This window comes from Streptomyces sp. NPDC001292 (genome assembly GCF_042896465.1).
In the GTDB taxonomy this organism is placed as follows: domain Bacteria; phylum Actinomycetota; class Actinomycetes; order Streptomycetales; family Streptomycetaceae; genus Streptomyces.
In genome coordinates this window covers 1-26,821 of record NZ_JBIAXG010000013.1, presented here as the reverse complement: position 1 = coordinate 26,821, position 26,821 = coordinate 1, and the positions used below count along the sequence as shown (strand labels likewise).

Annotated in this window: 22 protein-coding genes and 3 pseudogenes; 10 read left to right on the top strand and 15 right to left on the bottom strand. The window is 73.2% G+C overall.

Features of this window, described 5'->3' with window-relative positions; genetic code table 11:
• Nucleotides 1-255: 255 nt before the first annotated feature.
• The 4 genes from ACFY4A_RS16225 to ACFY4A_RS16210 all read right to left on the bottom strand — a co-directional run bounded on the left by ACFY4A_RS16225 (nucleotide 256) and on the right by ACFY4A_RS16210 (nucleotide 4,989).
• Nucleotides 256-828 carry a PDZ domain-containing protein gene (locus tag ACFY4A_RS16225; protein ID WP_390830079.1) on the bottom strand — a complete coding sequence of 191 codons (573 nt, stop codon included), beginning with the start codon at nucleotides 826-828 and terminating at the stop codon, nucleotides 256-258.
• A gap of 35 nt (nucleotides 829-863) precedes the next feature.
• On the bottom strand, nucleotides 864-3,026 hold the full coding sequence (cyc2, locus tag ACFY4A_RS16220) for a germacradienol/geosmin synthase Cyc2 (protein ID WP_390830078.1): 2,163 nt from the start codon (nucleotides 3,024-3,026) through the stop codon (nucleotides 864-866).
• A gap of 114 nt (nucleotides 3,027-3,140) precedes the next feature.
• Complete coding sequence (locus ACFY4A_RS16215) at nucleotides 3,141-4,319, bottom strand: damage-control phosphatase ARMT1 family protein (RefSeq protein WP_390830077.1); 1,179 nt, start codon at nucleotides 4,317-4,319, stop codon at nucleotides 3,141-3,143.
• 22 nt (nucleotides 4,320-4,341) lie between these two features.
• Complete coding sequence (locus ACFY4A_RS16210; protein ID WP_390830076.1) at nucleotides 4,342-4,989, bottom strand: ScbR family autoregulator-binding transcription factor; 648 nt, start codon at nucleotides 4,987-4,989, stop codon at nucleotides 4,342-4,344.
• 294 nt (nucleotides 4,990-5,283) lie between these two features.
• On the opposite strand from ACFY4A_RS16210, the pseudogene ACFY4A_RS16205 reads away from it, so the two are divergent.
• Together ACFY4A_RS16205 and ACFY4A_RS16200 are read left to right on the top strand one after the other, a co-directional pair.
• A pseudogene (locus ACFY4A_RS16205) lies at nucleotides 5,284-5,664 on the top strand (lytic polysaccharide monooxygenase); the annotation flags it as partial.
• Nucleotides 5,665-5,734: 70 nt separating this feature from the next.
• Nucleotides 5,735-5,851, top strand: a pseudogene (locus ACFY4A_RS16200) (lytic polysaccharide monooxygenase); the annotation flags it as partial.
• Nucleotides 5,852-6,319: 468 nt separating this feature from the next.
• Here ACFY4A_RS16200 and mgtA read toward each other — a convergent pair.
• A complete protein-coding gene (mgtA, locus tag ACFY4A_RS16195) occupies nucleotides 6,320-8,992 on the bottom strand; it encodes a magnesium-translocating P-type ATPase (protein ID WP_390830075.1) in 2,673 nt (890 codons plus the stop codon).
• Entirely contained in the window at nucleotides 8,961-9,317 is a 357-nt protein-coding gene (locus ACFY4A_RS16190) for a metalloregulator ArsR/SmtB family transcription factor (protein WP_225075702.1), read from the bottom strand. Before ACFY4A_RS16190 ends, mgtA begins: the two co-directional genes overlap by 32 nt.
• A 180-nt stretch (nucleotides 9,318-9,497) precedes the next feature.
• Here ACFY4A_RS16190 and ACFY4A_RS16185 point away from each other — a divergent pair, with 180 nt between their 5' ends.
• Nucleotides 9,498-9,953, top strand: coding sequence for a tellurite resistance TerB family protein (locus ACFY4A_RS16185; protein ID WP_390830074.1), 456 nt, complete (start codon nucleotides 9,498-9,500; stop codon nucleotides 9,951-9,953).
• A gap of 112 nt (nucleotides 9,954-10,065) precedes the next feature.
• Here ACFY4A_RS16185 and ACFY4A_RS16180 read toward each other — a convergent pair whose 3' ends face one another.
• The 5 genes from ACFY4A_RS16180 to ACFY4A_RS16160 form a co-directional block, all read right to left on the bottom strand.
• Nucleotides 10,066-11,025 (bottom strand): ABC transporter substrate-binding protein, encoded by a 960-nt coding sequence (locus ACFY4A_RS16180; protein WP_390830073.1) that lies wholly within the window; start codon nucleotides 11,023-11,025, stop codon nucleotides 10,066-10,068.
• A 145-nt stretch (nucleotides 11,026-11,170) separates the two neighbouring features.
• Complete coding sequence (locus tag ACFY4A_RS16175) at nucleotides 11,171-11,839, bottom strand: ABC transporter permease (RefSeq protein WP_390830072.1); 669 nt, start codon at nucleotides 11,837-11,839, stop codon at nucleotides 11,171-11,173.
• Entirely contained in the window at nucleotides 11,836-12,552 is a 717-nt protein-coding gene (locus tag ACFY4A_RS16170) for an ABC transporter permease (RefSeq protein WP_390830071.1), read from the bottom strand. The genes ACFY4A_RS16175 and ACFY4A_RS16170 overlap by 4 nt, the downstream gene beginning before the upstream one ends.
• Nucleotides 12,549-13,745: an ABC transporter ATP-binding protein gene (locus ACFY4A_RS16165; protein WP_390830070.1), complete on the bottom strand. Its 1,197-nt coding sequence runs from the start codon at nucleotides 13,743-13,745 to the stop codon at nucleotides 12,549-12,551. Before ACFY4A_RS16165 ends, ACFY4A_RS16170 begins: the two co-directional genes overlap by 4 nt.
• A gap of 366 nt (nucleotides 13,746-14,111) precedes the next feature.
• Nucleotides 14,112-14,477 (bottom strand): DUF6479 family protein, encoded by a 366-nt coding sequence (locus tag ACFY4A_RS16160; protein WP_361412436.1) that lies wholly within the window; start codon nucleotides 14,475-14,477, stop codon nucleotides 14,112-14,114.
• Nucleotides 14,478-14,657: 180 nt separating this feature from the next.
• Here ACFY4A_RS16160 and ACFY4A_RS16155 point away from each other — a divergent pair, with 180 nt between their 5' ends.
• Nucleotides 14,658-17,507 carry a SpoIIE family protein phosphatase gene (locus ACFY4A_RS16155; RefSeq protein ID WP_390830069.1) on the top strand — a complete coding sequence of 950 codons (2,850 nt, stop codon included), beginning with the start codon at nucleotides 14,658-14,660 and terminating at the stop codon, nucleotides 17,505-17,507.
• Nucleotides 17,508-17,602: 95 nt separating this feature from the next.
• On the opposite strand, the gene msrB is transcribed toward ACFY4A_RS16155, so the two are convergent.
• The 4 genes from msrB to ACFY4A_RS16135 all read right to left on the bottom strand — a co-directional run bounded on the left by msrB (nucleotide 17,603) and on the right by ACFY4A_RS16135 (nucleotide 20,985).
• Entirely contained in the window at nucleotides 17,603-18,010 is a 408-nt protein-coding gene (msrB, locus tag ACFY4A_RS16150; protein ID WP_390830068.1) for a peptide-methionine (R)-S-oxide reductase MsrB, read from the bottom strand.
• Between the two features lie 14 nt (nucleotides 18,011-18,024).
• A complete protein-coding gene (gene murC / locus ACFY4A_RS16145) occupies nucleotides 18,025-19,413 on the bottom strand; it encodes a UDP-N-acetylmuramate--L-alanine ligase (protein ID WP_390830067.1) in 1,389 nt (462 codons plus the stop codon).
• Between the two features lie 73 nt (nucleotides 19,414-19,486).
• Nucleotides 19,487-19,960: an indole-3-glycerol phosphate synthase gene (locus ACFY4A_RS16140; protein WP_390830066.1), complete on the bottom strand. Its 474-nt coding sequence runs from the start codon at nucleotides 19,958-19,960 to the stop codon at nucleotides 19,487-19,489.
• Between the two features lie 197 nt (nucleotides 19,961-20,157).
• Nucleotides 20,158-20,985: a pyrimidine reductase family protein gene (locus ACFY4A_RS16135; protein ID WP_390830065.1), complete on the bottom strand. Its 828-nt coding sequence runs from the start codon at nucleotides 20,983-20,985 to the stop codon at nucleotides 20,158-20,160.
• Between the two features lie 37 nt (nucleotides 20,986-21,022).
• Between ACFY4A_RS16135 and zapE the strand changes: the two genes are divergently transcribed.
• The 6 genes and pseudogenes from zapE (at nucleotide 21,023) to ACFY4A_RS16105 (ending at nucleotide 26,730) form a co-directional block, all read left to right on the top strand.
• On the top strand, nucleotides 21,023-22,141 hold the full coding sequence (zapE, locus tag ACFY4A_RS16130) for a cell division protein ZapE (RefSeq protein ID WP_390830064.1): 1,119 nt from the start codon (nucleotides 21,023-21,025) through the stop codon (nucleotides 22,139-22,141).
• Nucleotides 22,142-22,249: 108 nt separating this feature from the next.
• Nucleotides 22,250-22,821: pseudogene (locus ACFY4A_RS16125) on the top strand (carbonic anhydrase).
• A gap of 100 nt (nucleotides 22,822-22,921) precedes the next feature.
• Nucleotides 22,922-23,923 carry a slipin family protein gene (locus ACFY4A_RS16120; RefSeq protein WP_390830063.1) on the top strand — a complete coding sequence of 334 codons (1,002 nt, stop codon included), beginning with the start codon at nucleotides 22,922-22,924 and terminating at the stop codon, nucleotides 23,921-23,923.
• Between the two features lie 440 nt (nucleotides 23,924-24,363).
• Entirely contained in the window at nucleotides 24,364-24,939 is a 576-nt protein-coding gene (locus ACFY4A_RS16115; RefSeq protein WP_390830062.1) for a YbhB/YbcL family Raf kinase inhibitor-like protein, read from the top strand.
• Between the two features lie 88 nt (nucleotides 24,940-25,027).
• Nucleotides 25,028-25,897 (top strand): polysaccharide deacetylase family protein, encoded by an 870-nt coding sequence (locus ACFY4A_RS16110; RefSeq protein WP_390830061.1) that lies wholly within the window; start codon nucleotides 25,028-25,030, stop codon nucleotides 25,895-25,897.
• Nucleotides 25,898-25,989: 92 nt separating this feature from the next.
• The gene (locus tag ACFY4A_RS16105) at nucleotides 25,990-26,730 is read left to right on the top strand and encodes a peptidyl-tRNA hydrolase (RefSeq protein ID WP_390830060.1); all 741 of its coding nucleotides are present in this window, start codon (nucleotides 25,990-25,992) and stop codon (nucleotides 26,728-26,730) included.
• The last annotated feature ends 91 nt before the right edge of the window (nucleotides 26,731-26,821 follow it).

Sequence of the window (26,821 nt, the reverse complement as noted above, 5' to 3'; positions counted from 1 at the left end):
AGGCCGACCACGGACCGAGGCGGACCACGTCCTGGTCGGGCCACGAACCGGAGCAGGCCACGAACCAGAGCGGGCCACGCACCGGAGCGGGCCACGGGTCGGAGCACAGGTCACGAGTCAGGCCGACCACGGACCGAGGCGGACCACGTCCTGGTCGGGCCACGAACCGGAGCAGGCCACGAACCAGAGCGGGCCACGCACCGGAGCGGGCCACGCACCGGAGCAGGCAAGGCCAACGGGATGCGGCGGGGGCCGTCATGTCACGATTCCCGGCGTGACGGGCAGCTGCTGGTAGCCGCCGGCGGCGTGGCGGACGGTGAGGATCACCGCCTGCCCCGGGCGGGCCGCGGCGACCGCGCGGGCCAGGTCGGCCGCCGTGTCGACCCGGGTTCCGCCGAAGCCCAGGTGTACGTCGCCGCGGACCAGGCCCGCCGTGTAGCCGGGGCCTGGGACGTGGACGCCGACCACCCGGGCTCCGGGCCTGCCGTCGTCCACCACCTCCACGCCCAGGGTCGGACGCAGCGACAGGGGGGCGGTCGGCGGTGTCGCGGGCGGGGACACGGGCGAGGGATCGGTGTGCCCTTGTGTGCCGGCCCGCCGCTGCGGCTCGGCGGGGGCGGGCCTGCTCGCCCCGATCACCGTGACGCCCACCGTGCCGATACCGACCCCGGACAGGACCAGGACGATCCCGGCGAGCACCCCGCACGCCGGGGCCGCGAGCCGGCGGCCGCGGCGGCGCGTGGCGAGCGGGCGCCGTACGGGGCCGTGCTCGCCGCCACCGGGCCCCTGTCCGGGCATCGGCTTGGGACGCAACGCTGTCTGTTCCATCGACCCCTCCGGCTGCCGGCTGTTTCGGTGGGCGGTCAGCCCACGGAGAGGGCGGGGGCCGGCGGGCGGTCCGGGAGGAAGCCGTGGGCCCGGCCGGCCAGCCACTCGGCCTTGTACCGGTCGACGTTCCGGTGCCAGTTGAGGATGCCCGCCATCCAGTTCTGCAGGTCGGTGACATAGCCGAGCATGGCCGCCCGCGCCTCCTCGGACAGTTCGAAGTCGTCGTGGACGATGGGTAGTTCGTGGGCGACGACGTGCTCGAACTGGCGCATGCGCTGGTTCATCAGGTCCTGGACGACCTTGAGCGCGGCCGGGTAGTCGATGCCGAAGAAGTGCTGTACGACCAGGATCGCGTTGTGGATCTCGCCCTCGTACTCGATCTCCTTCTGGTACGAGAAGACGTCATTGAGCAGGCAGGCGTAGTCGACGGCCGCGTTCTCCAGAGCGCGGACCGGGCCGCTGCGGTAGACCTCCGCCGGGATGGCCGGGCCGTGTCCCATCCGGCACAGGCTCAGGGTGAGGTCGGAGCCGAAGGTGGCGCGCCGCATCTCCAGGTAGTCGACCGGATCGGGGACACGGTTCTGGAGCTGGTTGGACAGCTCCCAGACCCAGCTCTCGGTCATCGAGTCGATCGCGTGCTTCAGGGTGCGCCGCTGGTCGGGGGTCATCTCCGCGGTGGTGCGCGCCCACAGGTCGGTCAGGCTCCGCTCCATGGCGTTGAGCGGCACGGTCGCCGCCTCCCCCGCCACGGGCATGCAGGCCGACAGGCGGGCCGTGGTCGCCTTCGCGGCGACCAGGTCGCGGCGGTGCCCGTACACCAGCGGGTAGTAGTCGTCGCCGTAGGTGCCGAAGGCGAGCCACCGCGCGCTCAGGTCGAGCGCCTCGGGCGTGGCGTCCGGGTCGATGCCGGCCGAGCACAGCGCCAGGTCGTAGGCGGCGAGCTTGTCCTCGTCCCACACGCCCTCCTCGAGGATGCCCATGCTGTGGCACCAGTCGACGAGCCTTCGCCGGGAGCCGTCCAGATGCGGGCTCAGCCCCAGCGGGTAGGGCATGTGGAGGTCGGGGATGCGGGACGGGCCGACCTTCTCGAAGGGCACGTGCGTGTACGCGCGCAGCCTCTCCATGCCGGCCGCCGCGAGCAGCGCGCCCACGTCGGCCGCGGAGGTGCCGGGGCCTGCCAGTCGCTGCCAGGGACTGGTGGGCCGGGCCCGCTCGTTCATGTACCGGCTGGAGCGCATGTGCCACTCGTGGCCCCCGGACTGCCAGTCCTGGAGGCCCTTGGCGTACACCGCCACCGCCGCGGTCTCGGCCGGAGTGAGGCCCTTCTCCAGGGCCAGCGCGGGCACTTCGGTGAGCGCGGTGTGCTCGAACTGGTACAGGCGGGAGGTGAGGACGTCGTTGACGGAGTCGGCGGCCTCCTGGGTGGTGCACCCGAAGAAGGTCTCCAGGACCAGCACGCCGTTGCTCAACTCCCCCTCGTCCTCGACCTCCCGCTGGTAGGAGAACAGGTCGTTGCGCAGGTGCACGGCGTCGGAGAACGTCTCCATCAGCACCCTGAGCGGCCGGGTTCCGGCGACGGCGGCGGGCACTTCGGCGGTCGCGTACTCCACCAGCCCCGCCGACCAGGGCGCGCCGCCGACCTTGCGGCGCATCTCGATGTACTCGACGGGGTTGGCGATCCGCCCCTCGTTGATGTTCGACAGCTCCCACAGGGACTCGTTCAGCAGGTGCTCGGTCGCCACCGCGAACCGGCGGCGCCAGTCGGCCGACATCGACGGCACCGTACGCGCCCACAGGTCGGCGAGGCCGGCCTCGACCGGGTTGCGGGGCTCGGGGACGGGGGTCGCGAGGTCGAGGGGCATGAACAGGGGCAGCCGGTCCAGGTAGGCCTTGCCGCCCGCGCGGTCCTGGCTGCGCTTGAAGGTCTCCAGGAAGTGGTCGTCGAAGAAGAAGACCCACACGTACCAGTCGGTGATGAGCGACAGGGCGGGTCCGTCGCAGTCGGGGTGGGTGTAGGCGCAGAGCAGTCCGTAGTCGTGCGCGTCGAGATCGGACTGCTCCCAGATCCCGGAGCCCTCCAGCATGCCCATGTCGCGCGCCCACCGCGTCGAGTGGGCGCGGGCCTCGTCGACGTGCGGGTTGAGCCGCGCGGGATACGGCATGTAGAAGTGCGGGAGTTCGAAGGGCTGCTGCGTCATGGCCCGGCCCTACCCGCGACACTCCGGCACCATCCGTACGCACCAACGCGATCACTCCATCGCGTGAACCCGCACGTGAACCGGGTTGTCCCGCGGCGCGGGCAGGCCGACCGGTCAGCTCCTGACCTGGATCAGCGCGTGCGTGCCCGCGACGCGCCAGCGCTCTCCCTCGGCGGCGTCCAGCGCGGCCTCGGTGTCCGCGTCCAGGCCGGTGATCACGTCGGACTTCAGGGTGCGCAGGGCGGCGAGGGGGCCGGGGAAGTGGCCGGTGGTGTCCGCGAACGGCGTGGTCGGGGGCCACAGCCGGTCGCCCACCAGCCGCCGGTAGTTCAGGTCGCCCTTGAACACGGTCAGCGTCGCCGCGGCGAACTCCTCGCGCAGGTCGCCGGGCATGGCGGCGTACGGCAGCGGGGCGCAGGAGAAACGGTGCGCCCGGACCGTCAGCCGGCCTTCGCCCATCGCCGACCACAGGCGGCGCCCGTATTCCGCGGCCGCGCCGGGAGCCGCCGTCAGCCGGCGTACGGCGTCGACGACGTCGGCGGTGGTGGCGTCGGAGACGTAGTACGGGTACGGCTTGACGTGCAGGACCGCCCGCCGGACGTGGCCTTGCGCGAGGAGGTGGGCGACGAGGAGGAGATCGGGGACGAGTTCGCGGCCGGCGTTGTCGGTGACCAGGCAGAGCGTGCCGGTGCCGGAGGGCGGCAGCAGTGACCAGAGGGCCGCCCTTTCGTCGGCGACCAGGGCGGGGACGGGCGGCCCGGCCTCGGCACCGCCCGCCGACAGCCGGAAGCCGAGGTCGGCGCGGTTGCCCCAGAGCGAGCCGTGCAGCAGGGCGTCCGCGCGCTCCGCCGCCGGCTTGCTCTCCAGTTCGTCGAGCGCCGCCAGTTCCTCGTCGGTCTCCGGGGAGTCGAGTTCGGCGAGCTTGGACGGGCGGAAGGGGTCGATGCCCTGCCAGGGGCCGGGCTCGAAGTAGCCGACGGCTTCGAGGAGACGGCGGTAGAAGTAGCTCTCGGACCACAGCCACGGCACGTCGAACCAGGAGTGGCCGGCGTACCGTCCCAGGCCCCAGGCCTGCCAGCGGTCCCGGTCGGGCGCGGCGGCGGGAAGGTCGTCGATCACGCCCTCGGCGCAGCTCTCCAGCAGCGCGTCCAGGGCGCGGTGCTGCTCGGGGCCGTAGGGGAAGGCGTCGCGCACCTGCCGGATGATGGCCGGGTGCCGTTCGGCCAGCACGCTGTGCGGGAAGGAACCGGGTTCGTTGCCCAGGAGTACGGGCGCGGACGGGTTGGCGGGCATGCGCCTCACCGTACCCGGCGGCTCATACGACGACGATCTCCCGCTCCAGCCGGGTGGCGAGGCTCAGATAGCGGGGGCGCCGGTGCACCGGCACCAGGCCGCGGATCAGCAGGTGCCACATCTCGGTCGTCCTGCGCGGCAGCCGCGCCATGGGTTCCAGGGGCCGGCCGGCGACCCGGGTGCCCACGAAGAAGCAGACGAGGGAGTGCGCGACGGCGTGGACGTCGACGTCCTGCTGGATCTCGTACTCCTTGACGGCGCCGAGGAGTTTGCCGGTGGCGATGTCCAGCCACTCGGTGAACGGGTGCCGCAGCGGCGGGCGTACCTCGACTCCCCCGGTGGCCAGTCGCAGGCCGGCGCGGGTGACCGGGCCCTCCACGGTGAGGCGGGTGAGCGCGTAGGTGATGCGTATCAGGGCCTCCAGCGACGAGTAGCCCTGCTCGTCCACGCGGCTGGTCACCTGCTGGGCGGCCCGGGACTGCAACTCCAGGATGGCGTGGGCCAGATCCTCCTTGGCCGCGAAGTGGAAGTACAGGGCGCCCTTGGTGACGTGTGCGTGTGCGACGATGTCGCTCAGGCTGGTCCGTTCGTAGCCGCGCCGGTCGAACAGGTCGGCGGCGGCCGTGATGATCGTCGCGCGGGTCTGTTCGGCGCGTAACTGCCTCGGCATGGACAGAACACTCCCGGGGCCGTAACGAACGGGCGTGCCGTTTGTTTCTCACTCCGCGTACACGATAGCTCACGGCTCCGAGGCGTCCACCAGGGCCCCTTGGCCCCTCTGCCGTCACCCGCGGCGCTCCGGAAACTCACGCTGCCGGGCGAAGCGGACGGGACGCGCTGTATCGGTCGTCCGCCGCCCTCGCTCATGTACCGCCGCTCCCCGGTCGGTTGAACGCTTCACGCCGCTGCCCGCACTGGACCGGACAGCAGCCCGTTTCCCCGCCGGCCCAGGAGACGTCTCCCGATGACCCGGACGACCGCGCCCCTCAGGGGCACCGCAGCCGCCGCTGGCGGTGTCCGCCTGCTCACGTTGTGGGAGGCGGGGCCCGCCCGGGCGCATGGCGCCCCGACCGAGCCGGTCAGCAGGGTGTTCGCCTGCTCGCCGGACGGGGGCGGCCTCGCCGGTTCGGCCGCGTGCCGGGCGGCCGTCGCCGCGAACGGCGCCCCGTTCACCGCGTGGCACAACCTGCGGGTGGCGAACGTGGGCGGCCGGGCTCGCCGGGTCGTCCCCGACGGAAAGCTGTGCAGCGCAGGACCGCCCGCGTACAAGGGCCTCGACCTCGCCCGCACCGACTGGCCGTCGACCCCTCTGGTGCCGGGTGCGAGGCTCACCATGTCGTACGCCTCGACCGTCCCGCACGAGGGCACGTTCAAGCGCTGTCTGACCAGGCCGGGGTTACGACCCGACGAGGCCGCTGATCCGGTCGGACCTGCCCGCCCGCCCCTTCGCCGAGGTCAAGGACCCGCCGCTGACGGGCGGCGCGTACCGCATCGGGGCGACGCTGCCGGCCGACCGGACGGGCCGTCATGTGCCGTTCACCGTCTGGCAGAACAGCAGCACACCGGACACCTACCACTCGTGCTCGGACGTGGTGTTCGCGAAGGCGACGAGCGGGACCGCCGGCACGGGCGGGCCGAGCGGCACAAGCGGAACGGCCGGCACGAGCGGAACGGCCGGACCGGGCGACTCCGGCCGCTCGGGCGGCAGTCCGGCCCCCGGTACGCCGAAGCCGGGCACTCACGCAGGAGTACGAGCCCCTCGCACGGACCGCACACGAGCGCTCCGGCGCGGGAGACGCCGGACTCCTCCACCGCTCAGGCGCGTTCGGGCGCTCCCGACAGCAGCCCCGTGGCGTCCGCGACCGACGCCGGCCAGGGTCCCTCCGCGCCGCTGCCGGCGGGCGGCGCCGCGGTGCTGGTGCTCACCGGGGGCGCCGCCCCGGCCCCGCGGCTGCGTGGGCGCCGAACCTCCTTGTGCCGGTCGGCGGCCGGCAGTTGCCTCACCCTCGGCCGGCTCCCGGACCAGGGACCGCGGCGCGGCCGCGGCGGTCAGCGGCGTACCCCGGGGCGGCGGCTTCCGCACCTCGCCGCTCGTACCGTCGGACCGCCGCCGCGAGGGCGAGTCCGTACGGTCCCAGGACGGCGGCGAGCAGCAGGTAGTAGGGCAGGGGAAGCTCCGTCATGCCCAGCGGCGGGCCCAGCGGACTGAACGGGAGCAGCAGCCCGGCGAGGGCGAGGACGGCCGCGGCCCGGCCGACGGGTCCGGGCAGCCGCCGCCGGCCGCCCTCGTTGCGGCCGGTGCGCAGGAGCACCATCACCAGGGCCTGGGTCAGCAGGTTCTCGGTGAACCAGGCCGAGTGGAAGACGGCCTCGTCGTTCAGCGCGTCGGGCCCCCACAGGACGAGGGCGAGGACGGCGAAGGTGGCGAGGTCCGCGACCGCGTTGAGCGTGCCGAACCCGGTGATGAACCGCAGGAAGGCACGCGGCCGCAGCACGGTCGGGCGGCGCAGCGCCGCCCTTCCCGGACGATCGTGGGCGAAGGACGACTGGGCCGCGTCGAAGCAGAGGTTCTGGACGAGCACCTGCACCGGGAGCATCGGCAGGAAGGGCAGCAGCAGGCCCGCGGCGAGCATCGCCATGACGTTGCCGAGGTTGGAGGAGAGCGTGACACGCAGGTAGGAGGCGATGTTGCTGCTGGCCCGCCGGCCGGCCGCCACGGCGTGGCCGATCGCCGTGAGGTCCTTGTCGGCGAGCACCACGTCGGCGCTCTCCCGGGCGATGTCGCAGGCCGCCCGCGGTGCGACGCCGACGTCGGCGGCCCGTAGCGCGGGCACGTCGTTGGCGCCGTCGCCGAGGAAGCCGACGGTGTGGCCGGCGGCCCGCAGCGCGGCGACGACCCTGGCCTTGTCGTCCGGCGTACAGCGGGCGAAGACGGTGGAACGGGCGGCGGCCGCCGCGAGCGCGCCGTCCCCGCCGGGACCGGAGGCCACGGTGTGCACCTCCCCCACCTCGAGCCCCAGGTCGCGGCAGACGCGCGCCGCCGTGCCGGGGTGGTCACCGGTGAGGATCTTCACGGTGACACCGGCCTCGGCGAGCCCGCGCAGGGCCTCGGCCGCGGTCGGCGCGAGCGCGTCGCGGAAGGCGATCAGGCCCCGGAATGTCAGGTCGCGCTCGTCGGCGGGGGTGTAGTCACCGGTACGGGCGGGTCGTTCGGCCGTGGCGAGGGCCAGCAGCCGCAGCCCGGCGTCCGCCTCGCGCGCGGCGAGTTGGCGCAGCCGCTCGCGCTCGGCGGGCTCCAGCGCGCAGCGCTCCAGTACGGCCTCCACGGCACCCCGGACGACGAGGACGTGCCTGCCGAGCGGGCCCCGCACCACGGCGGTGGCCAGGCGCCGTACCGGGTCGAAGGTGACGGCCGCGACCCCGTCGTGCTCCTCGCCGACCGCTCCGGCGGCCTCCAGGAGTGCCTCGTCGAGCGCGTCCGGCGCGGGCAGTTCGGCGAGCTGGAGCGTCCACCAGGCGCCGACCGCGGCCCAGCGCAGCACCTCCGGGTCGTCACGGCCGTCCGCGTCGAGGGCCCGTTCGACGACGGGCCGGTCCTGGGTGAGGGTGCAGGTCTTGTCGACGCAGAGCACGTCGACGGCGCCCAGGTCGTGCAGTGCGGGCAGCCGCTTGACGATGACGCCGTGGGTCCGGGCGAGCTGCCGGGTGCCGCGGGCCAGGCAGAGGGTGACGATCACGGGCAGCATCTCGGGCGTGAGCCCGACGGCCACCGCCACGGCGAAGGGCAGGGTCTCCAGGCCGCGCCCGCGCAGCGCCGCGTTCGCCATCAGCACCAGCGGCGGCGTCAGCAGCATGAACCGGATGAGCACCCAGGAGATGCCCTGCACGGAGCGGTCGAAGGCGCTGGGGCCCGTACGGTCCGCGCGCCCGCGGCCCGCACTGCCGTGGGCGGCGGCGAACCGCGTCCGCGCCCCCGTGTGCACCACCACAGCCGTGGCCGTGCCGGTGGCGACGCTGCTGCCCTGGAAGCACAGATGCGGTTGCCCGAAAGGGCCGCGCTGCCCGAGCCCCGGCTCCTCCACGGCCGCCTTGGCGACCGGGGCGGATTCGCCGGTGAGCGCGGCCTGATGCACGGTCAGCCCACGGGCGCGCAGCAGTCGTACGTCGGCCGGTACGAGGTCGCCGGGGCCGAGGCGGAGCACGTCGCCCGGCACCAGTTCGGTGACCGGGACCTCCCGGGCGCGCGGCCGTTCCTCGCCGGCCGTCCGCCGCAGCACGGTGGCGGTGCCGGCGACCAGTTCGCGCAGGGCGGCCATGGACCGGTCGGCCCGGTGCTCGCCGGTCGCGCGCAGCACGCAGCTGACCACGACCAGGCTGAGGATCACCGAGGCGGTCCCCCAGGAGGCGACGAGCGTGGAGACCAGGCCCAGGCAGAGCAGTACGGCCGTGAACGGGTCCCGCAGGGAGCGCACCCACAGCAGGGGCCAGGACGGGGCGCGCACCTCGGGAACCGTGTTCTCGCCGACCGCCGCGAGCCGGGCCTCCGCCTCGGCGTCGGTCAGACCGCGCGGGCCGCTGTCGAGCCGTCGCAGTACCTGGAGGGATGTTCCGTCGGGCGCGGCCGGGCGGGCCGCCGTGAGCTCAGAGGCCACGGAGGCGGCGCGCCGGGGCATCGGCGGCGGCGCCCCGGTCGGTGAGCCGGGCGACCGTGAGCCGTACGACGTCGACCACGTCGGGGTCGTCGACGAAGTAGACCTGCCGCCGGCCCTCGCGGCGGGAGCGGACGAGCCCGGCGAGCTTCAGCTTGGTCAGGTGCTGGCTGACGGCGGGCAGCGCGCCGCCCACCCGCTCCGCGAGCCCGGTGACGTCGCTCTCACCCTGGGCCAGTGCCCACACGATGTGCAGCCGGGCGGGCGAGGCGAGCAGCCCGAAGGCCGCGGCCGCCTCCGCGAGCACGTCGGCTGGCGGATCCTCGAAGCCACTGCCGGCTGCGGCCACGGTCGTCTTCCTCCTGTTCGCGCACGCGTCGTACGAGCCGCACCAGTCTAGGCGGCCCGGCACGGACGGGACCCGCCGGAACTCGTCCGCCGGAACTTATCCGTCGCTCCATTAGTTTCTACGTCGCTGTAGATGCAGCACGGAACGTGTCAGACAACCGACACCACACTTGGAGAGCACATGGCCCTGTGGGACCGCATCAAGGACTCCGCGACGCAGATGCAGACCCAGCTCGTGGCGAAGAAGAACGACCTGAAGAGCGGTGCCTTCCGGGACGCGAGCATGGCGATGTGCGCCCTCGTGGCCGCCGCCGACGGCACCGTCGACCCGTCGGAGCGTCAGCGTGTCGCGCAACTGATCGCCACCAACGAGGTGTTGCAGAACTTCCCCGCGGACGACCTGCGCCGCCGCTTCGAGGAGAACCTGAACAAGCTGACCGCCGATTACGACTTCGGCAAGGTCAGCGTGTTGCAGGAGATCGCCAAGGCGAAGAAGAAGCCCGCCGAGGCCCGTGCCGTCGTCCAGATCGGCATCGTCATCGGCGGCGCGGACGGCGACTTCGACAAGACCGAGCAGGCCATGGTGCGCGAGGCCTGCTTCGCCCTGGGGCTGCCGCCGCACGAGTTCGACCTCTGAGCCGACGGATCCCCAAGGCTCGCGCCTCGCCGGGTGCCGGACGGTCGTCCGTCCGGCACCCGGCGAGCGGTCGGTGTCACGGCCCCGCGGGCCCGTGTCCCACCGCGGTGGATCAGCCGAGGCCCGCGGACTTCAGCCAGGCCCTGGCCACGTCGAGCGGGTCCTTGTTCTGCGACTGCACCTGGGTGTCCAGGTCCCGCAGGGTGGCCGTGTCCAGCTTGGCGGAGACCGCGTTGAGCGCGTCGACGCCCTTCTGGTCCAGGCCGGACTTGTACACCAGCGGCTGGACGTTCTCGAAGCCGAAGAGGTTCTTCGGGTCCTGGAGGACGACGAACTTCTCCTTGGCGATGGTCGGATCCGTGGTGAACACGTCGGCGACCTGCACGGTGTTCTTCTTCAGCGCCGCCTGGGTCAGCGGGCCGCCCGCGTCCAGCGCCTTGAAGGACTTGAACTCCAGCCCGTACTCGGACTTCAGGCCCTTCAGGCCCTGGTGCCGGGCCTGGAACTCCGGCGAGCCGCCGATGACCAGGTCCTTGGCGACGTCCTTGAGGTCCGCGATGGAGGACTTCTCGGTGAGGCCGTACTTCTTCGCCGTCTCGGCGTTGACGGTGACGGAGTCCTTGTCCTGCGCGGGCGCCGGCTCGAGCACTGTCAGCCCGGAGTCCAGCTTGGCGTCGATGGCGGCCGTCGTCTCCTCGACCGTCTTCGGGGCGGCCTTGGAGTCGAGGTAGGCCAGCAGCGCCCCGTTGTACTCGGGCAGCACGGTGATCGAGCCGTTCTTGAGCAGACCGTAGGTGGTCTCGCGGCTGCCGATGTTGGGCTTGTACTCGACCTTGATGCCCTTGGCCTTCAGGGCCTCGCCGTAGATGTCGGCGATCAGGATGCTCTCGGCGAAGTTGTTGGAGCCGACGACGACCATGCCGCCGCTCGCCCTGCCCTCCGCGAGCGGGTCCTTGCCGGAGGTGCCGCCGGACGAACACCCCGCGACAAGCGCCGAGGTGGCGGCGAGTGCGACGGCGGCCGCCCAGAAGTGGCTCTTGCTGGACCTGGTGCTCTTCGTCTTGGAAGTCACAATTTCCGTTCCCGGCTGAGAGGTTGGTCGGGCGCATGGCAGCGGCAGCAGCACGCGGGGCGCGAGCACCGCGATTTGATCCAATCCAGCGGCTTCTTCGTCAGTCAAGAGGCGCCGGGTCACCGATCGGCTTCGATGCCCGCGGTCATCCGCCACGGCGCACCCCGGGCGACACCGCCAGCCGCGCGACCGCCCAGAACACGGCGAGCGTCGCCAGCGCCATCACGGCGACCAGCGCGGCCCCGCCCACGACCTTCTCGTAGTCGTGCTGGTAGAGGCCGTCGACGATGTACCGGCCGAGGCCGCCGAGGCTGACGTAGGCGGCGATGGTGGCCGTGGAGACGATCTGGATGGCCGCCGAGCGCAGTCCGCTGAGGATCAGCGGGAGGGCGACGGGCAGTTCGACCTGGAACAGGACGCGCGACTCGGCCATGCCCATGCCGCGGGCGGCGTCCACCGGCGAGGGATCGACGGAGCGCATCGCCTCGTAGGTCGTGATCAGGATCGGCGGGACGGCGAGGACGACCAGCGGGATCATCACGGGGATCTTGCCGAAGCCGAGCAGGATGACCATCAGCACCAGCAGGCCGAAGCTGGGCAGCGCCCGCCCGGCGGTGGCGATCAGGGCGAGGGCGTTGCCGCCGCGCCCGTAGTGCCCGGTGAGCAGGCCGACCGGCAGTCCGATGACGGCGGCCAGGCCCAGGGCCATCAGGGAGTACTGGACGTGCTCCGCCAGGCGCGTGGGGATGCCGTCGTAGCCCTTCCAGTGGGCGGCGTCGCTGAAGAAGGCGTTGACGAAGTGGAGTACGTTCACCGGGCGGCGTCCTCCAGTGCGGGCGTGGCCGGCTCGGGCCGGGCCTCGGCGTCCGTGGGGGCGCGGTGGCGGGTGCCGCGCGGCATCCAGGGGGTCAGCAGCAGGCGTACGAGGACGAGCACGGCGTCGGTGACGACCGCCAGGGCCGCCGTGGTGAGGACGGAGTTCCAGGCGAGTTCGGGCCGGTTGTAGATCTGCGCGTCGTGGAGCAGATTGCCCAGGGCGCCCTGGTTGCCGATCAGCATCCCGACGCTGACGAGCGAGATGCTGGAGACGGCGGCCACCCGCAGCCCCGCGATGATCGCGGGCACCGCGATCGGCAACTGCACCTGGAGATACCGGCGTACGGGTCCCAGGCCCATGGCGGTGGCCGCGGCCAGGGTCTCCTGCGGCACCGAGCGGACGCCGTCGACGATCGCCGGGACGAGCACGACGAGGCTGTAGACGGCGAGTGGGATCATCACCGTGAGCTCGGTCTGGCCGGTGTAGTCGATGAGGACGACGAAGAACGCCAGCGACGGGATCGCGTACAGCACGGTCGTCAGGCTCAGCACGGGCGGGTACAGCCAGCGGAACCGCACGCACAGCTGGGCGAGGGGCAGGGCGGCGACGAGACCGGCCAGCACCGGAAGCAGGGCCTCGCGCAGGTGCAGGCCGATCAGGCCGAGCCAGCTGTGCTGGAGGTCGCTCGGGATGTCGAAGAATCGGTTCATCCGGCGACCCCGGCGTCGGCGCCGGCCTCTGCTCCGGCGTCGGCGCCGGCCTCCGCCGCGGCCCCCGCGTCGGTCTCCGGCCCGGTACGTCCCGCGGCGTGGGCGGTGCGGATCGCCTCGCCGATGGTCTGCTGCGAGACGACGCCGACCGCGCGGCCGGTGCCGTCCACGGCGACCGCCCAGCCGGTCGGCGAGAGCACGGCGCCGTCGAGTGCGGCGCGCAGCGAGTCGGTGCCGTACTCGAAGGGCCGCCCGTGGGACAGGAGTCGTGCGACGTCCAGGGGCCCGTCGGCCAAGGCTTCCGGCTCGCTCCAGCCGAGGGGCCTGCCGTCGGGGTCGGTGACGAGGAGGTAGGGCACGTCGGGGATGGCGCGGGCGGCGATCTGCTCGGCGGTGGAGTCGGCGGTGACGATCGGGGTCCTCGTCAACTCCAGTCCCCCGGAGGCGAAGAAGGACAGCCGGCGGATGCCGCGGTCGGTGCCGAGGAAGTCCTCGACGAAGTCGTCCGCGGGCGCCGAGAGCAGTTCGGCCGGCGGGGCGTACTGGGCGAGCCGGCCGCCGGTGCGCAGGACCGCGACCATCGTGCCGATCTTGACGGCCTCATCGATGTCGTGCGTGACGAAGACAATGGTCTTGCCCAACTCATCCTGGATGCGGAGTAGTTCGTCCTGAAGGCCCTTGCGCACCACCGGGTCCACGGCAGAGAACGGCTCGTCCATCAGCAGCACCGGCGGGTCGGCGGCGAGCGCCCGCGCCACGCCGACGCGTTGCTGCTGGCCGCCGGAGAGCTGGTACGGGTAGCGCTTGGCGAGCGAGGCGTCGAGGCCGACCCGCTCCATCAACTCCGCCGCCCGCGCCCGGGCCTTCTGCTTGTTCCAGCCGAGCAGGCGGGGCACGGTCGCGATGTTGTCGACGATGGTGCGGTGCTGGAAGAGCCCCGCGTTCTGAATGACGTACCCCATCGACCGGCGCAGGGTGTTGACGGGCTGTTCCTGGATGTCGACGCCGTCGAGGAGGATGGAGCCCCCGGTCGGCTCCACCATCCGGTTGATCATGCGCAGAGTGGTGGTCTTGCCACATCCCGACGGTCCGACGAGGACGGTGATCGAGCGGTCCGGTATCTCGAGCGAGAGCCGGTCGACAGCCAGTGTGCCGTCCGGATACCGCTTGGTGACTGAATCTATCCGTATCAAAACGCCGAATACCCTTCGGGTCTGGCAGGAGCTGTCCGCTCTCGGCCGCGGTCGCGCGGGCCGTTGCGGGAAGAGTCCGAGCACCTCGTGCCGTGCGACGTCTGCACGCGACACCCCCGTCCCCCGTAACCGCTCTGTGCGCAAGCTGTGAGTCCCCGGCGCGCGGGCCCGCCCGACCGGGCGGTTCCCAGGCCCCGTGGCGCCTTTCGACACCCACGCCTACCCAGCATCGCGCCCGCGACACCGACGGACTCGGTCCGGGCCGCCCGCACCGCGCCACCGGCCGCACCGGCGCCCCGGCCCCGACAAGGGGCGGGGGCGGGCCCGTGAAGGCCCGTCCCCTGGACGGGTGCGGCCGGGGCCGGGTCAGGTCCGGCCGGGGCCGCCACCGCCGAAGGATCCGCTGCTGCCCGGGTGCCAGCGCCGCCGGTGCTGGTCCTGGCTGCGGCGGGTTCCGGTGGCGTGCAGCTCGTAGGGCATGAGCCGCTCCCCGTCGTCCACGTGGAGCTCGTCCAGCTCCCGCATCTCCCTGATCTCGTGGACGGCGCCGGTGACCGGCAGGTGCGGCTGCTCCGCCTCGGTCGGCCGGTCCGGCTCGCGGCGCATCACACCGATACCCATGCCGACGGCCCACACCAAGGCGATCACGATGACGAGTCCACCGATGAAGGCGCCGAAGGTGGCCCACACATTGGGTGCCACGGCCAGCACGGCGTAGGAGGCTATGTCCATGTCTTCCACCCGCCTCACCAAGGAAAGCGAAGAGTGCCGGTGACGCCGATGACGCCACCTGTGTCCCATATTGTCCCACCGCAAGAGTGCCCCGCAAAGCGGCCGCTACCCCCAGGGCGCCCGCCGGCCCGGTAGCCGCCGGTGACTCCGCCGTGGCCGCCGGTGCTGGAAAATGAACCTATGGCCGGACTTCTCGACCGATGCCGGATCCTGGTGTCCCGTATCCGCACCGGCCGTCGTGCGCTCCGGCACCGCGCGGACCCGGAGCCGGAGCACGAACGGCGGGCTCGGACCGCCGACGCACACGGACGTCCTCACAGGCCCGCGAGGCGGCGGCGTCCGGCGCCGGGCGCGCGCAGCTTCGCCGCGCAGGCGTTCGCCCTCCAGATGATGATGCTGCTGGTGCTCATCGTCGCCGCGGGTGTCGTCCTGGTGCTCCAGACCCGGAGCAACAGCCTGGCGGACGCCCGGCACCGCACACGCTCCGTGGCCGACGCCTTCGCCAGCGCCCCGGATACCGCGGCGGCCCTCGACAGCCGCGATCCGACGGCGATCCTCCAGCCGCGCGCCGAGGAGGCCCGGAAGCGGACGGGTGTGGCCTTCGTCGTCGTGTACCGGAAGGACGGGATCCGGCTCACACACCCCGACCCCGCCCTGATCGGCAAACACGTCATAGGTCCGTACAAGCAGGCGGCGGAGGGCAGGCCCTTCACGAAGGTCATCACGGCGAGCCGCGGCCCCGCGGTCGACTCGATCGTCCCCGTCTTCCGGCCGGACGGCTCGGTCGCGGGCGTCGTGGACGTCGCGATCACACTCGAGACGGTGAACACGACGGTCCAGCGCCAGCTGCCGGTCCTGCTCGGGGGCGTGGGGGGAGCGCTCGTCCTGGCCACGGGCGGATCGGCGTGGGCGAGCAGGCGGCTGCGGCGGCAGACCCACGGTCTGGGCCACGTAGAGCTGACGCGGATGTACGAGCACCACGACGCCGTCCTCCACTCCGTGCGGGAGGGCGTCCTCGTCGTCTCGGGCGAGGGCCGGCTGCTCCTGGCCAACGACGAGGCGCGGCGGCTGCTGGACCTGCCGGCGGACGCGGAGGGACGCCGGATCGCCGACCTCGGCCTCGAACCGCGGGCGTCCGCGCTGCTGTCCTCCGGCGGGGTGGCCAGCGACGAGGTGCTCCTCGCGGGAGACCGGCTGCTGGTCGCCAACACCCGCCTCACGGACCGTGGGGGAGGACCGGCCGGCAGTGTGACGACGCTGCGGGACACCACGGAACTGCGCGCCCTCTCGGGCCGCGTCGAGGAGACTCAGGAGCGTCTGAGGCTGCTGTACGACGCCGGTGTGCGGGTCGGCACCACTCTGGACGTCGTACGGACCGCCGAGGAACTGGCGGAGGTCGCCGTCCCCCGGTTCGCCGACCTGGTCACCGTCGAGCTGCTGGAACCCGTCCTGCGCGGCGACGAGCCGGCGGACACGGCGGACATGCGCCGCACGGCCATCCGCGGCGACGGCCCGGACCCGCCCGTCTTCCCCGTGGGCGAGCGGATCACCTGGCTGCCCGGCACCCCCATGGCGGCGGCGCTGGAGAACGGTCACGCGGTGCTGGAGGCCGATCTGCGCGCCACCCACGACTGGCGGGTCCAGAGCCCGGAAACGGCCGCGAGGATCCTCGACCACGGGATCCGCTCGCTCATCGCCGTGCCGATGCGGGCGCGGGGCGTCGTGCTGGGACTGGCCGACTTCTGGCGGACGGACCGGCGCAGCCCCTTCGAGGACGACGACCTCTCCCTCGCCGAGGAGCTGGTCGCGCGGGCGGCCGTGTCCGTGGACAACGCACGCCGCTACACCCACGCGCACAGCGTCGCCGTGACCCTGCAACGCAGCCTGCTGCCCCGGGGGCGCCCCGAGCAGGAGGCGCTGGAGGTGGCCCACCGCTACCTGCCCGCGCAGGTCGGCGTGGCCGGGGACTGGTTCGACGTGATCCCGCTGCCGGGTGCGCGCGTGGCCCTCGTGGTCGGCGACGTCGTCGGACACGGTCTGCACGCCGCCGCCACCATGGGCCGTCTGCGCACCGCCGTCCTCAACTTCTCGGCCCTCGACCTGCCGCCCGACGAGATCCTGGTCCACCTCGACGAACTGGTCACCCGGATTGACCAGGACAGGGCGGCCGAGGCCGAGGCCGACGCGGTCACCGGGGCCACCTGCCTGTACGCGATCTACGACCCCGTCGGCGGACGCTGCACCGTGGCGACGGCGGGTCACCCCGGGCCCGCGCTGGTACGTCCCGACGGCACGGTGCACTTCCCCGAGGTGCCCGCTTCCCCGCCCCTCGGCCTGGCGGCGGGCCTGCCCGTCGAGGCCGCCGAGCTGGACCTGGCGGAGGGTTCGCTCCTGGTCCTGTACACCGACGGGCTGGTGGAGGACCGGGGCAGGGACATCGGCACCGGCCTCGCCCTGCTGCGCGACACCCTGGCCGGCCGGCCCGACCGGAGCCCGGAGGAGACGTGCCGGGCGGTGATCGACGCCGTGCTGCCACCGCGCCCCAGCGACGACGTCGCGCTGCTGGTGGCCCGCACCCGGCTGCTGGACCCGGCGGACGTCGTGGAGTGGGACGTGCGCCGCGACTCCGCGTCCGTCGCCCCGCTGCGCGCGGCGTGCGCCCGGCAGCTGGACGCGTGGGGACTGGAGGAGGTGGGTTTCGACACCGAGCTGCTGCTCAGCGAACTGGTCACCAACGCGATCCGCTACGGCAGCGAGCCGATCCGGGTGCGGCTGCTGCGCGACCGCACCCTCATCTGCGAGGTCTCCGACGGCAGCAGCACCTCACCGCACCCGCGCCGGGCCGCCGTGACGGACGAGGGCGGACGCGGTCTGTTCCTCGTCGCCCAGCTGGCTCGGCGGTGGGGGACGAGGTACACACCCCACGGCAAGGTCATCTGGACCGAACAGTCGCTGCACGGCGGGTCGGCGCGGCCCGGCAGGGACCTGGGCGACCTGCTGCTCGACCAGTGGGACGACGAGGCGTTGTGACGGGCGCACCGCCCGCGCTCCCGGACGCGGTCCGCGGGTCCCCGCGCACGCCGGGACCCGCGGACCGCGGGCGCACGCCGGGACCCGCGGCCGCCTCAGTCCTCGCCGGGGACCAGCCGCAGGGAGATCGAGTTGATGCAGTACCGCTGGTCCGTCGGGGTCGGGTACCCCTCGCCCTCGAAGACGTGCCCGAGGTGCGACCCGCAGCGGGCACACCGCACCTCGGTGCGCACCATCCCGTGGGAGCGGTCCTCCAGCAGCTCCACGGCGTCGGTGTCCTTCGGGTCGTAGAAGGACGGCCAGCCGCAGTGGGACTCGAACTTGGTGCCGGAGGTGAACAGTTCGGCGCCACAGGCCCGGCAGGAGTAGACACCCTTGGTCTTGGTGTCGGTGTACTCACCGGTGAAGGCGGGCTCCGTGCCGGCCTGCCGCAGCACGGTGTACTCGGCCGGGCTCAGCTCGGCCCGCCACTGCTCGTCCGGCTTCTCGACGTCGTACGGCATGAGTCTCGCGCCCCTCACTTCGGCAGACGGTCCAGGATGCGCGGTCCGAGGTCGGTGACGTCGCCCGCGCCCATGGTGAGAACGAGATCACCGGCCTTCGCCATTCCCGCCACCACGTCGGGCACCTCGGCCTTGTCGTGGACGGCCGTCACGTCGGCGTCCGCCGCCCGGGCGGCGGCGATGATCAGCTCGCTGGTGACGCCGGGGATCGGGTCCTCGCGGGCCGGGTAGATGTCCAGGACGACGGAGGCGTCCGCGAGGGCCAGCGCCTGGCCCATCTCCTTGCCCAGCTCCTGGGTGCGGGAGAACAGGTGCGGCTGGAAGACGACGAGGATCCGGCCGTCGCCCGCGGCCGCGCGCATCGCCTCCAGGTCGGCGGTCATCTCGGTCGGGTGGTGCGCGTAGGAGTCGACGACCTGGACGCCGGCGGCCTCGCCCTTGAGTTGCAGGCGCCGCTTGACGCCGGTGTACGCGGCCAGCGCGGAGGCGAGTCCGGCGGCCGGGACGCCCAGGGCGGCGCCCGCGGCCAGCGCGGCGACGGCGTTGTGCGCGTAGTGGCGGCCGGGGACGGAGACGGGGAAGGTGAGCTCGGTGCCGTCCAGCAGGACGGTGACCTCGCTCGTGAGGCCCTGCGGCACGACCGACAGGATCCGCACGTCCGCGTCCTCGGCCTCGCCGTACGTCACCGTCCGCACCGAACCGGCCACGCGCCGGGTCAGCTCCCGCGCACCCGGGTGGTCGGCGGCGATCACCAGGGTGCCGCCGGGGACGATCCGGTCCACGAAGGTCTCGAAGGACTCGTAGATCTCGTCCATCGAGGCGTAGTTGGCGTGGTGGTCGAGCTCGACGTTGAGGACGATGGCGACCTCGGGCGCGTACTTGTGGAAGCTGCGGTCCGACTCGTCCGCCTCGGCGACGAAGATCTCGCCGTCGCCGTGCAGCGCGTTGGAGCCCGGGGCGTCCAGGTCGCCGCCGATGGCGTACGACGGCCGCAGGCCCAGCTCGCCGAGGGACACGGCCAGCATCGAGGTGGTCGTCGTCTTGCCGTGGGTGCCGGCGACCGCGATCGGGCGCAGGCCCGCCATCAGGGCGGCCAGCGCGTCGGAGCGGTGGACGACCGGGACGCCCAGCTCGGCCGCGCGGGCCAGCTCCGGGTTGTCCTCACGGATCGCCGAGGAGACGACGACGCAGCTGGCGTCGTCGGCGAGGTGCCCGGCCGCGTGCCCGATGTGCACGGTGGCGCCCAGCGCGCGCAGTGCCTGCGCGGTCGCCGACTCCTTGGCGTCGCTGCCCGCCACCTTGGCCCCGCGCTGGGCGAGGATCTTCGCGATGCCCGACATCCCGGCGCCGCCGATGCCGATGAAGTGCGGTCGGTCCATGGCGGTAGGAAGGCCGGGTGCCATGCGCTTTTCTCCCCAGGTGGTGCGGCTGCGGTACGACGGTGCGCGCGCCACCGTGCGGGGGCGCCGCCCAAGCCTATGCCTTGCTGTGGGAGAAGAGCTTCAGGACCGGTACGCCCACCTTGTGGCGGGCCCGGGAGGCCCAGTCGCGGTGGAAGAACTCCTCCACGTAGTGCGGGTCGGTCAGGACGATCACCTCGTCGGCGTCGACCTCTGCGACCAGGGACTTCAGCGCGTCCAGCGGATGGTCCTCGACGAGCCGGCCCTCGGCCCGGCTGCCCGCCGCGCGCAGCGCGATGAGGGACACGTCCAGGGCCTGCTCCCCGGCGCCCTTCGCGGCCGCGCCCTCGGGGGTCTCGCCCTCGCGCGCGGCCTCGTCCAGTTCGCCGAGCGCGATGTCGTCGATGGCCCGCAGCAACCGGTCCGCCTGGTCGCCGCGCGGCTGGAGCAGCACATGGAAGAACACCGGCTCCTCGCCGTGCAAGGTGGTGACGAACTCCACGTCGGCGGACGTCAGGGCCTTCTCGATCATCAAAACGCTTGTGAACACCAGGCGCCCTTTCTCCTCCGAGGGTCCCTGGACCCTCCGTCTCCCGCCACGGGCCGTAGCAGCCCCTGCGGAAACCATCCTGCCCCGTGATCGCACGGGTATCGCGGGATTTTGCTCACCCACCGCACACAGACCGGAACTATTGATTCCGTTCACCCGGGGAGCGGACCCCCGGGTAGGCGGAGGTGGGCCTCCGGTCAGGGGCGGCGGTACCTGCTGAACAGGAAGCCGTCGTCCTCCAGCAGGGACGCGAGGACGAAGCGCTGCGGGACCGTGACGGAGGGGCCGCCGGCGATGCGCTGGGCGTCGCCCGCTGTGAGCATCGGCGAGACCGTGAGGCACATTTCGTCGAGGACGCCGGACGCCACCATCTGACCGAGCAGGCGGGGGCCGCCCTCGGTGAGCAGGCGGGTGTGGCCGAGTTCGGCCAGGGCCCGGACGGCGCGGGCGGGGTCGACGCCGACGCCGTCACCGGCGAGCACCACCCGCGCGCCCGCCTTCTCCGCGGCCGCTATCCGCTCCGGGGCCGCCGCCGCGCCCGTGAGGATCAGCGTGGGCACCAGCGGCGAGGTGAACAGCGGCAGCGAGAAGTCCAGCCCCAGGCTCGCCGTGACAACCGCGATCGCCGGAGCCGGCCCCTGCCCGGCCGCCTCCCGCAGCGCCGCGAACTCCGCCCGGGCCCGGGCCGGGCGGTACCCCTCCCGGCGTACCGTCTCCGCGCCGACCACCACCACGTCGGCCAGTGCCCGCAGGGTGCCGAAGATCCGCATGTCGGCGGCGCTGGAGATGGGCTGCGAACGGCCCTCGTGCTGGGCGGCACCGTCGAGCGTGGCGACCATGTTGGCGCGCAGCCACGGCTCCCCGCCCGCTGCCCCGCGCTCGGGGTAGGCGTAGGCGGCGGCCAGCTCGGCGAAGGTCCACTCCCGGTCCACAAGGGCGCCGGGCACGCTCGTGCCACCGGCCCCGTGCGTCCCGTCCAGGGTCTGGGCTGCTGTTTCGTCGGTCACAGGGAACAGGCGTCGCATGACGTGCAGTGTTCCACGCCGCTTACCATGGGGAACCGTGTCGTCCTCCACAGCCGCCTCCGGGCTCAGCTCCCTGACCGCCGCCGCCCCGCTGTCCCTGTGCGCGCGCGAGCCGCACGTCCCCGCGGACCGGCTGGTCGCCGAGATGGTGCCGCCGCCGCGCTTCGACTCGGTGCGCTTCGCGACGTACATCCCGGACCCGAAGCAGCCCAGCCAGACCGAGGCCGTCGAGATCCTCGACGACTTCGCCGCCGGACTCGGCGGGGCGCCCGCGACCGGCTCCGGCAGGCGCGGCCTCTTCGGCTTCGGCAAGAGCAAGAGCAAGGGCAAGGGCAAGGCCTCCGGTGCCGGGCCCCGCGGTGTGTACCTCGACGGCGGTTACGGAGTCGGCAAGACCCACCTGCTGGCCTCCCTGTGGCACGCCACCCCGGCCGAGCCCGCCCGCAAGGCGTTCGGCACCTTCGTCGAGCTGACCAACCTCGTGGGCGCCCTCGGCTTCCAGAAGACCGTCGAGACCCTCTCCGGCCACCGCCTGCTGTGCATCGACGAGTTCGAACTGGACGACCCGGGCGACACCGTGCTCGTCTCCACCCTGCTCGGCAGGCTGGTCGACGCGGGCGTCGCGCTCGCCGCCACCTCCAACACGCTGCCGGGCAAGCTCGGCGAGGGCCGCTTCGCCGCCACCGACTTCCTGCGCGAGATCCAGGGCCTGTCCGCGCACTTCCGCACGCTGCGCATCGACGGCGAGGACTACCGCCACCGCGGCCTGCCCGAGGCGCCGGCGCCGTACTCCGACGAGCAGGTGACCAAGGCGGCGTACGCCACCGAGAACGCCTCGCTCGACGACTTCCCGCACCTGCTGGAGCACCTGGCCAAGGTGCACCCCAGCCGTTACGGCGCGCTGACCGACGGTGTGGCGGCCGTGTGCCTCACCGACGTGCGGCCGGTGCCGGACCAGTCGACGGCACTGCGGCTCGTGGTGCTCGCGGACCGGCTCTACGACCGCGAGGTGCCCGTGCTGGCCTCCGGGCTGCCCTTCGACCGGCTGTTCAGCGAGGAGATGCTGAACGGCGGCTACCGCAAGAAGTACTTCCGCGCGATATCCCGCCTCACCGCCCTCGCCCGGGACGCCAAGGGGCTCGTCGGGACGCACTGACCGTGACGACGCCCCGGCGGACGGCCTCTCGGGGTTCACCTCGTCTCCTGACCAGCTCTTGATCGCTGGGCGGTCCGCGCCGGAGACACGGAGTCACCCCATGCAGCCCTGATCCACAACGCCCGTACGTTCGGACGGCGCCCCGAGGACTTCGCCCGGCTCGCCGGGGGCCAGTCCCCCGAAGTCCTGTTCATCACCTGCTCCGACTCCCGGGTCGTCCCGGCCCTGATCACCGGTGCCCGCCCCGGCGAGCTCTTCGAGTTGCGCACCGCGGGCAACACCGTGCCGCCGTACGCCTCGGCGCGGCCCACCGCCGAGGCGGCCACCATCGAGTACGCGGTGGCGGTGCTCGGCGTCGGCGACATCGTCGTCTGCGGCCGTTCGCACTGCGGTGCGGTCGGCGCCCTCGTCCGCGGGGACGACCTCGACGCCGCACCCGCCCGTACGGGACTGGCTGGCCCACGCGACGCCCCGGCCCGCCGGGGCCGCGGAGGACCCGGCGGTCGCCGAGGGCGTCCAGAGCCACGCCCTGACCCGGCTGCTGCGGCTGCGCTCGTACCCCGTGCGTCGGGAAGCGGCTCGCGGACGGCCGGCTCACGCTGCACGCCTGGTACTACGAGGTGCACACCGGCGCGGTGCTGGCGCACTGCCCGCGGACGGACGCCTTCACGGCCCTGTGAGCGGAGGCCGTCCGGCGGCTCGACCCTGGCCTTGGACCGGGCATATCGTTGTAGCGAGCGCATAGCACGCATACCGGCGACCGGTCGAGGAGTCCTCGTCATGGTGCAGGAACTGGTGACCGCCGTGATCACCGCGGGCTGCGTGGGGTTCGTGTACCTCGCCGCGGCCATGCGGATCGTCAAGCAGTACGAGCGCGGGGTGGTGTTCCGCCTCGGCCGGCAGACCGGTGAGCCGCGACCACCGGGCCTGGCAGTGATCGTCCCGTTCGTGGACCGGCTGTACAAGGTCAACATGCAGATCGTCACGCTGCCGATCCCGGCCCAGGAGGGCATCACCCGGGACAACGTGACGGTACGCGTGGACGCGGTCGTCTACTTCAAGGTGGTCGACGCCGCCAGCGCGCTCATCCGGGTGGAGGACTACAAGTTCGCGGTGTCGCAGATGGCGCAGACGTCCCTGCGCTCGATCATCGGCAAGAGCGACCTGGACGACCTGCTGTCCAACCGCGAGAAGCTCAACCAGGGGCTGGAGCTGATGATCGACAGCCCGGCCGTCGGGTGGGGCGTGCAGATCGACCGCGTGGAGATCAAGGACGTCTCCCTGCCGGACACGATGAAGCGGTCCATGGCCCGGCAGGCGGAGGCCGACCGGGACCGGCGGGCCCGCATCATCAACGCGGACGCGGAGTTCCAGGCGTCGAAGAAGCTGGCCGAGGCCGCCCAGCAGATGGCGGACACGCCCGCCGCGCTGCAACTGCGGCTGCTCCAGACGGTGACGGCGGTCGCCGCCGAGAAGAACTCCACCCTGGTCCTGCCCTTCCCGGTCGAGCTCCTGCGCTTCCTGGAGAAGGCCCAGCGGGAGCCGGAACCGGAACCGTCCAGGGCCAGGAGCCTGGACCGGAGCATGGCGCCGGCGGCTTCCAGCTCGCCCGAACAGCTGCCCGAACAGTTGCTCGAGGGTGCGCAGACACTTGAGGCCGCGCAGGCACCCGCGGATCCCGGCGACCCCGTCCCCGAGGCGGCCCCGATCACCCCCGTCCGGAGCAGCGCCGACGCGGTCACCCCCGACCCGGACGGCAGCGCGGCCCGCACCGGGACCTAGGGCGCGTTTCGAAAGTCCCGCCTGCCCCGCGACGCCTGGCACGGCGCCTCGCCGCGTTGTCGGGATCGCCCGCGTACGCCCAGTACGCGGACGACCCTCCGCCTTGCGATGCACCGCACGAGACGCCGCGGGGCCCGCCCTCCGGGCGGACGGCGCTTCGCCCGTCAAGGAGCGGCGTCCGGTGCGTGCTCTGGGGGCCCTGCTCGAAGAGCTTGGGGGAGTGCCGGCCGGAAGCCCTCGTACTGGATGTACTTGGGCTTTCGGCCGTGCGGCGAGTGGGGGTCCCCTCGGAGAGCCCAGGAGAGCGTGCCGGGCCGCGCGACGGGGCGGGCGTTGCCCGGCGGGGGACTGGCTTCCCTCCGACCCGGTCCCCCGTCCCCCATACTCCGGACGGCCCCGCGCGGTGGCGGCACCGTGGGGCCGTCGTTAGCGTGCGTGACATGCGCAGTCGGCTCGTGGGGGTTGTCCTGATCGCGACGCTGGGGGGCCTCGCGGGGTGCGGGGGCGGCGGTGGGGGCCCGGGTGCCGCCACGCCGAGCGGCTCCGGCACCGCCTCACCCGGTACCGCGGGCCGGATCACCGTGTCGAGCCCGGCGTTCGGCGACGGCGGCACCGTTCCCGGCCGCTACACGTGCAGCGGCGCGGACGTCTCGCCGCCGCTGGCGTTCTCCGGGGTTCCCGCGCGCACGGCGGGGCTGGCCCTGCTGGTCGAGGACCGGGACGCCCCGCGGGGCACGTTCACGCACTGGCTGGTCTGGAACATGGACCCGCGCACCACGAGCCTTCCGGCGGGCGCGACCCCGCCGGGAGCCGCCCAGGGGCGCAACGACTTCTCGAAGACGGGCTACAGCGGCCCCTGCCCGCCTCCGGGCAAAGCCCACCGCTACGTCTTCACGGTGTACGCCGCCGACCGCCGCCTCGCCCTGAGGCCCGACGCCACGGCCGCCGACGTGAGGCGCGCGCTGAGCGGCCACACCCTGGCCTCCGGCACCCTCACCGCCCGCTACGGCCGCTGAGGCGGGACCGGAGCGCCCGGCCACCGGGCGGGTGACCGCACGGCCGTGCCGCCGTTCCCGTGATCGAAGAAGGTCATATGTTCATCGGGTGATCCCACTTGTACGACGCATCACCGCCCTCTGCGCGCTCAGCGCCGCTCTGGCCGCCTGCGGCGGCACCGAGGCGTCCCGCGCCGGGCTGACGGACCCCTCCACGTCAGCGTCGGCCTCCCCCTCCGCACCGGCCAAGCCCTCGCCCTCCCGGCCGCCGAACCTCACCCCGGGACCCGGCGGTCTGCCCCCCGTCTTCAGCAACGGCCCCCGCACCAAGGGCAAGACGGTCGCCCTCACCTTCGACGCCGACATGACCGCCGACGAGGGACCACGCGCGGCGACGGGCGAGCACTTCGACAACCCGGAGCTCATCGCCACCCTGCGCGCGCTGAAGGTGCCGGCCACGGTGTTCATGACGGGGCGCTGGGCCGAGCAGTACCCCGACCAGGCCCGCTCCATCGGCAGCGACCCCCTCTTCGAGCTCGCCAACCACTCCTACAGCCACTACGCGTTCACCGCGAACTGCTACGGCCTGCCCACGGTTCCCGCCGACCGGATGCGGTCGGACGTCGAGGGCGCGTACGAGGCGTTCCGCAAGGCGGGCGTGCCGCACCCGATGCCGTACTTCCGCTTCCCCGGCGGCTGCTACGACCAGCAGTCCCTGCGGGCGCTGAGCGGTCTCGGCGTCACCGCGGTGCAGTGGGACGTGGTCAGCGGAGACGCGTTCGCGACGGACGCGGACGCCGTGGTCCGGCAGGTCCTGGGCGGGGTCAAGCCGGGCTCGGTCGTGGTCATGCACTGCACCCGCAGCGCCGCCCCCACCACCGAGCGCGTGGTACGCGCCGTCGTACCGGAGCTGCGCAAGAGGGGCTACCGGCTGGTGAAGGTCTCCGACCTGATCGGCGCCACGACCGACCGCGCCTGACGGGCCGACCGGCGGCCGGGGGACGGCGGCCGGGGATCACCCGCGGGCCGGCGCGTCCGGCGGCCGGTCGCCCGGCTGGCAGACTGGAGGCCGTGAGCACCGACGAGACCACCACGGCCACCGCCCCGCACGACAGCCCGTTCCGGGCCGAGCCCGGCACACGAGACCAGGCGCGGCAGTTCGTGCTGCCGCTGGTGGTGCGGATCGAGCGGACCGCTCCCCCGGCCCGTACGGACGCCCTGGAGACCACGGCCCGAGCGGTCCTGGTGCTGCTCGCCGACGAGCGCTCGGCCGGTGACGGGGAGTGGGCGCGGGCCGTGCGGGACTGGCAGGACGCCCGGATCCGCAAGGTGGTGCGGCGGGCGCGCGGCGCCGAGTGGCGGCGGGCCGAGGCCCTGCCCGGCATCACCGTGGCCGGGAGGACCGCGCAGGTGCGGGTCTTCCCGCCCGTACCGCTGGACGGCTGGCCCAAGGATCTGGCGAGGCTCCAGGTCTCCGGCACCGAACTCGACGACCCGGAGCCGCCCGCCGCGCCGGACCCGGCCGTCCCGGTGCTGTGGATGAGCCCCCGGCTGGACATGTCCGCGGGCAAGGCGATGGCCCAGGCGGGTCACGGCGCCCAGCTCGCCTGGTGGGAACTGTCCGACGAGCAGCGCACGGCCTGGCGGGACGCGGGCTTCCCGCTCACCGTCCGCACCGCCGACCCCGCCCACTGGCGGGAACTCACCTCCGGCGGACTGCCGGTGGTGCGCGACGCCGGCTTCACGGAGATCGCCCCCGGCTCCTGCACGGTCGTCGCCGACCACCCCGCGCTGCGCCGGGGCCGGCTCTAGGGCGCGTTTCGAAAGTCCCGCCTGCCCCGCGACGCCTGGCACGGCGCCTCGCCGCGTTGTCGGGATCGCCCGCGTACGCCCAGTACGCGGA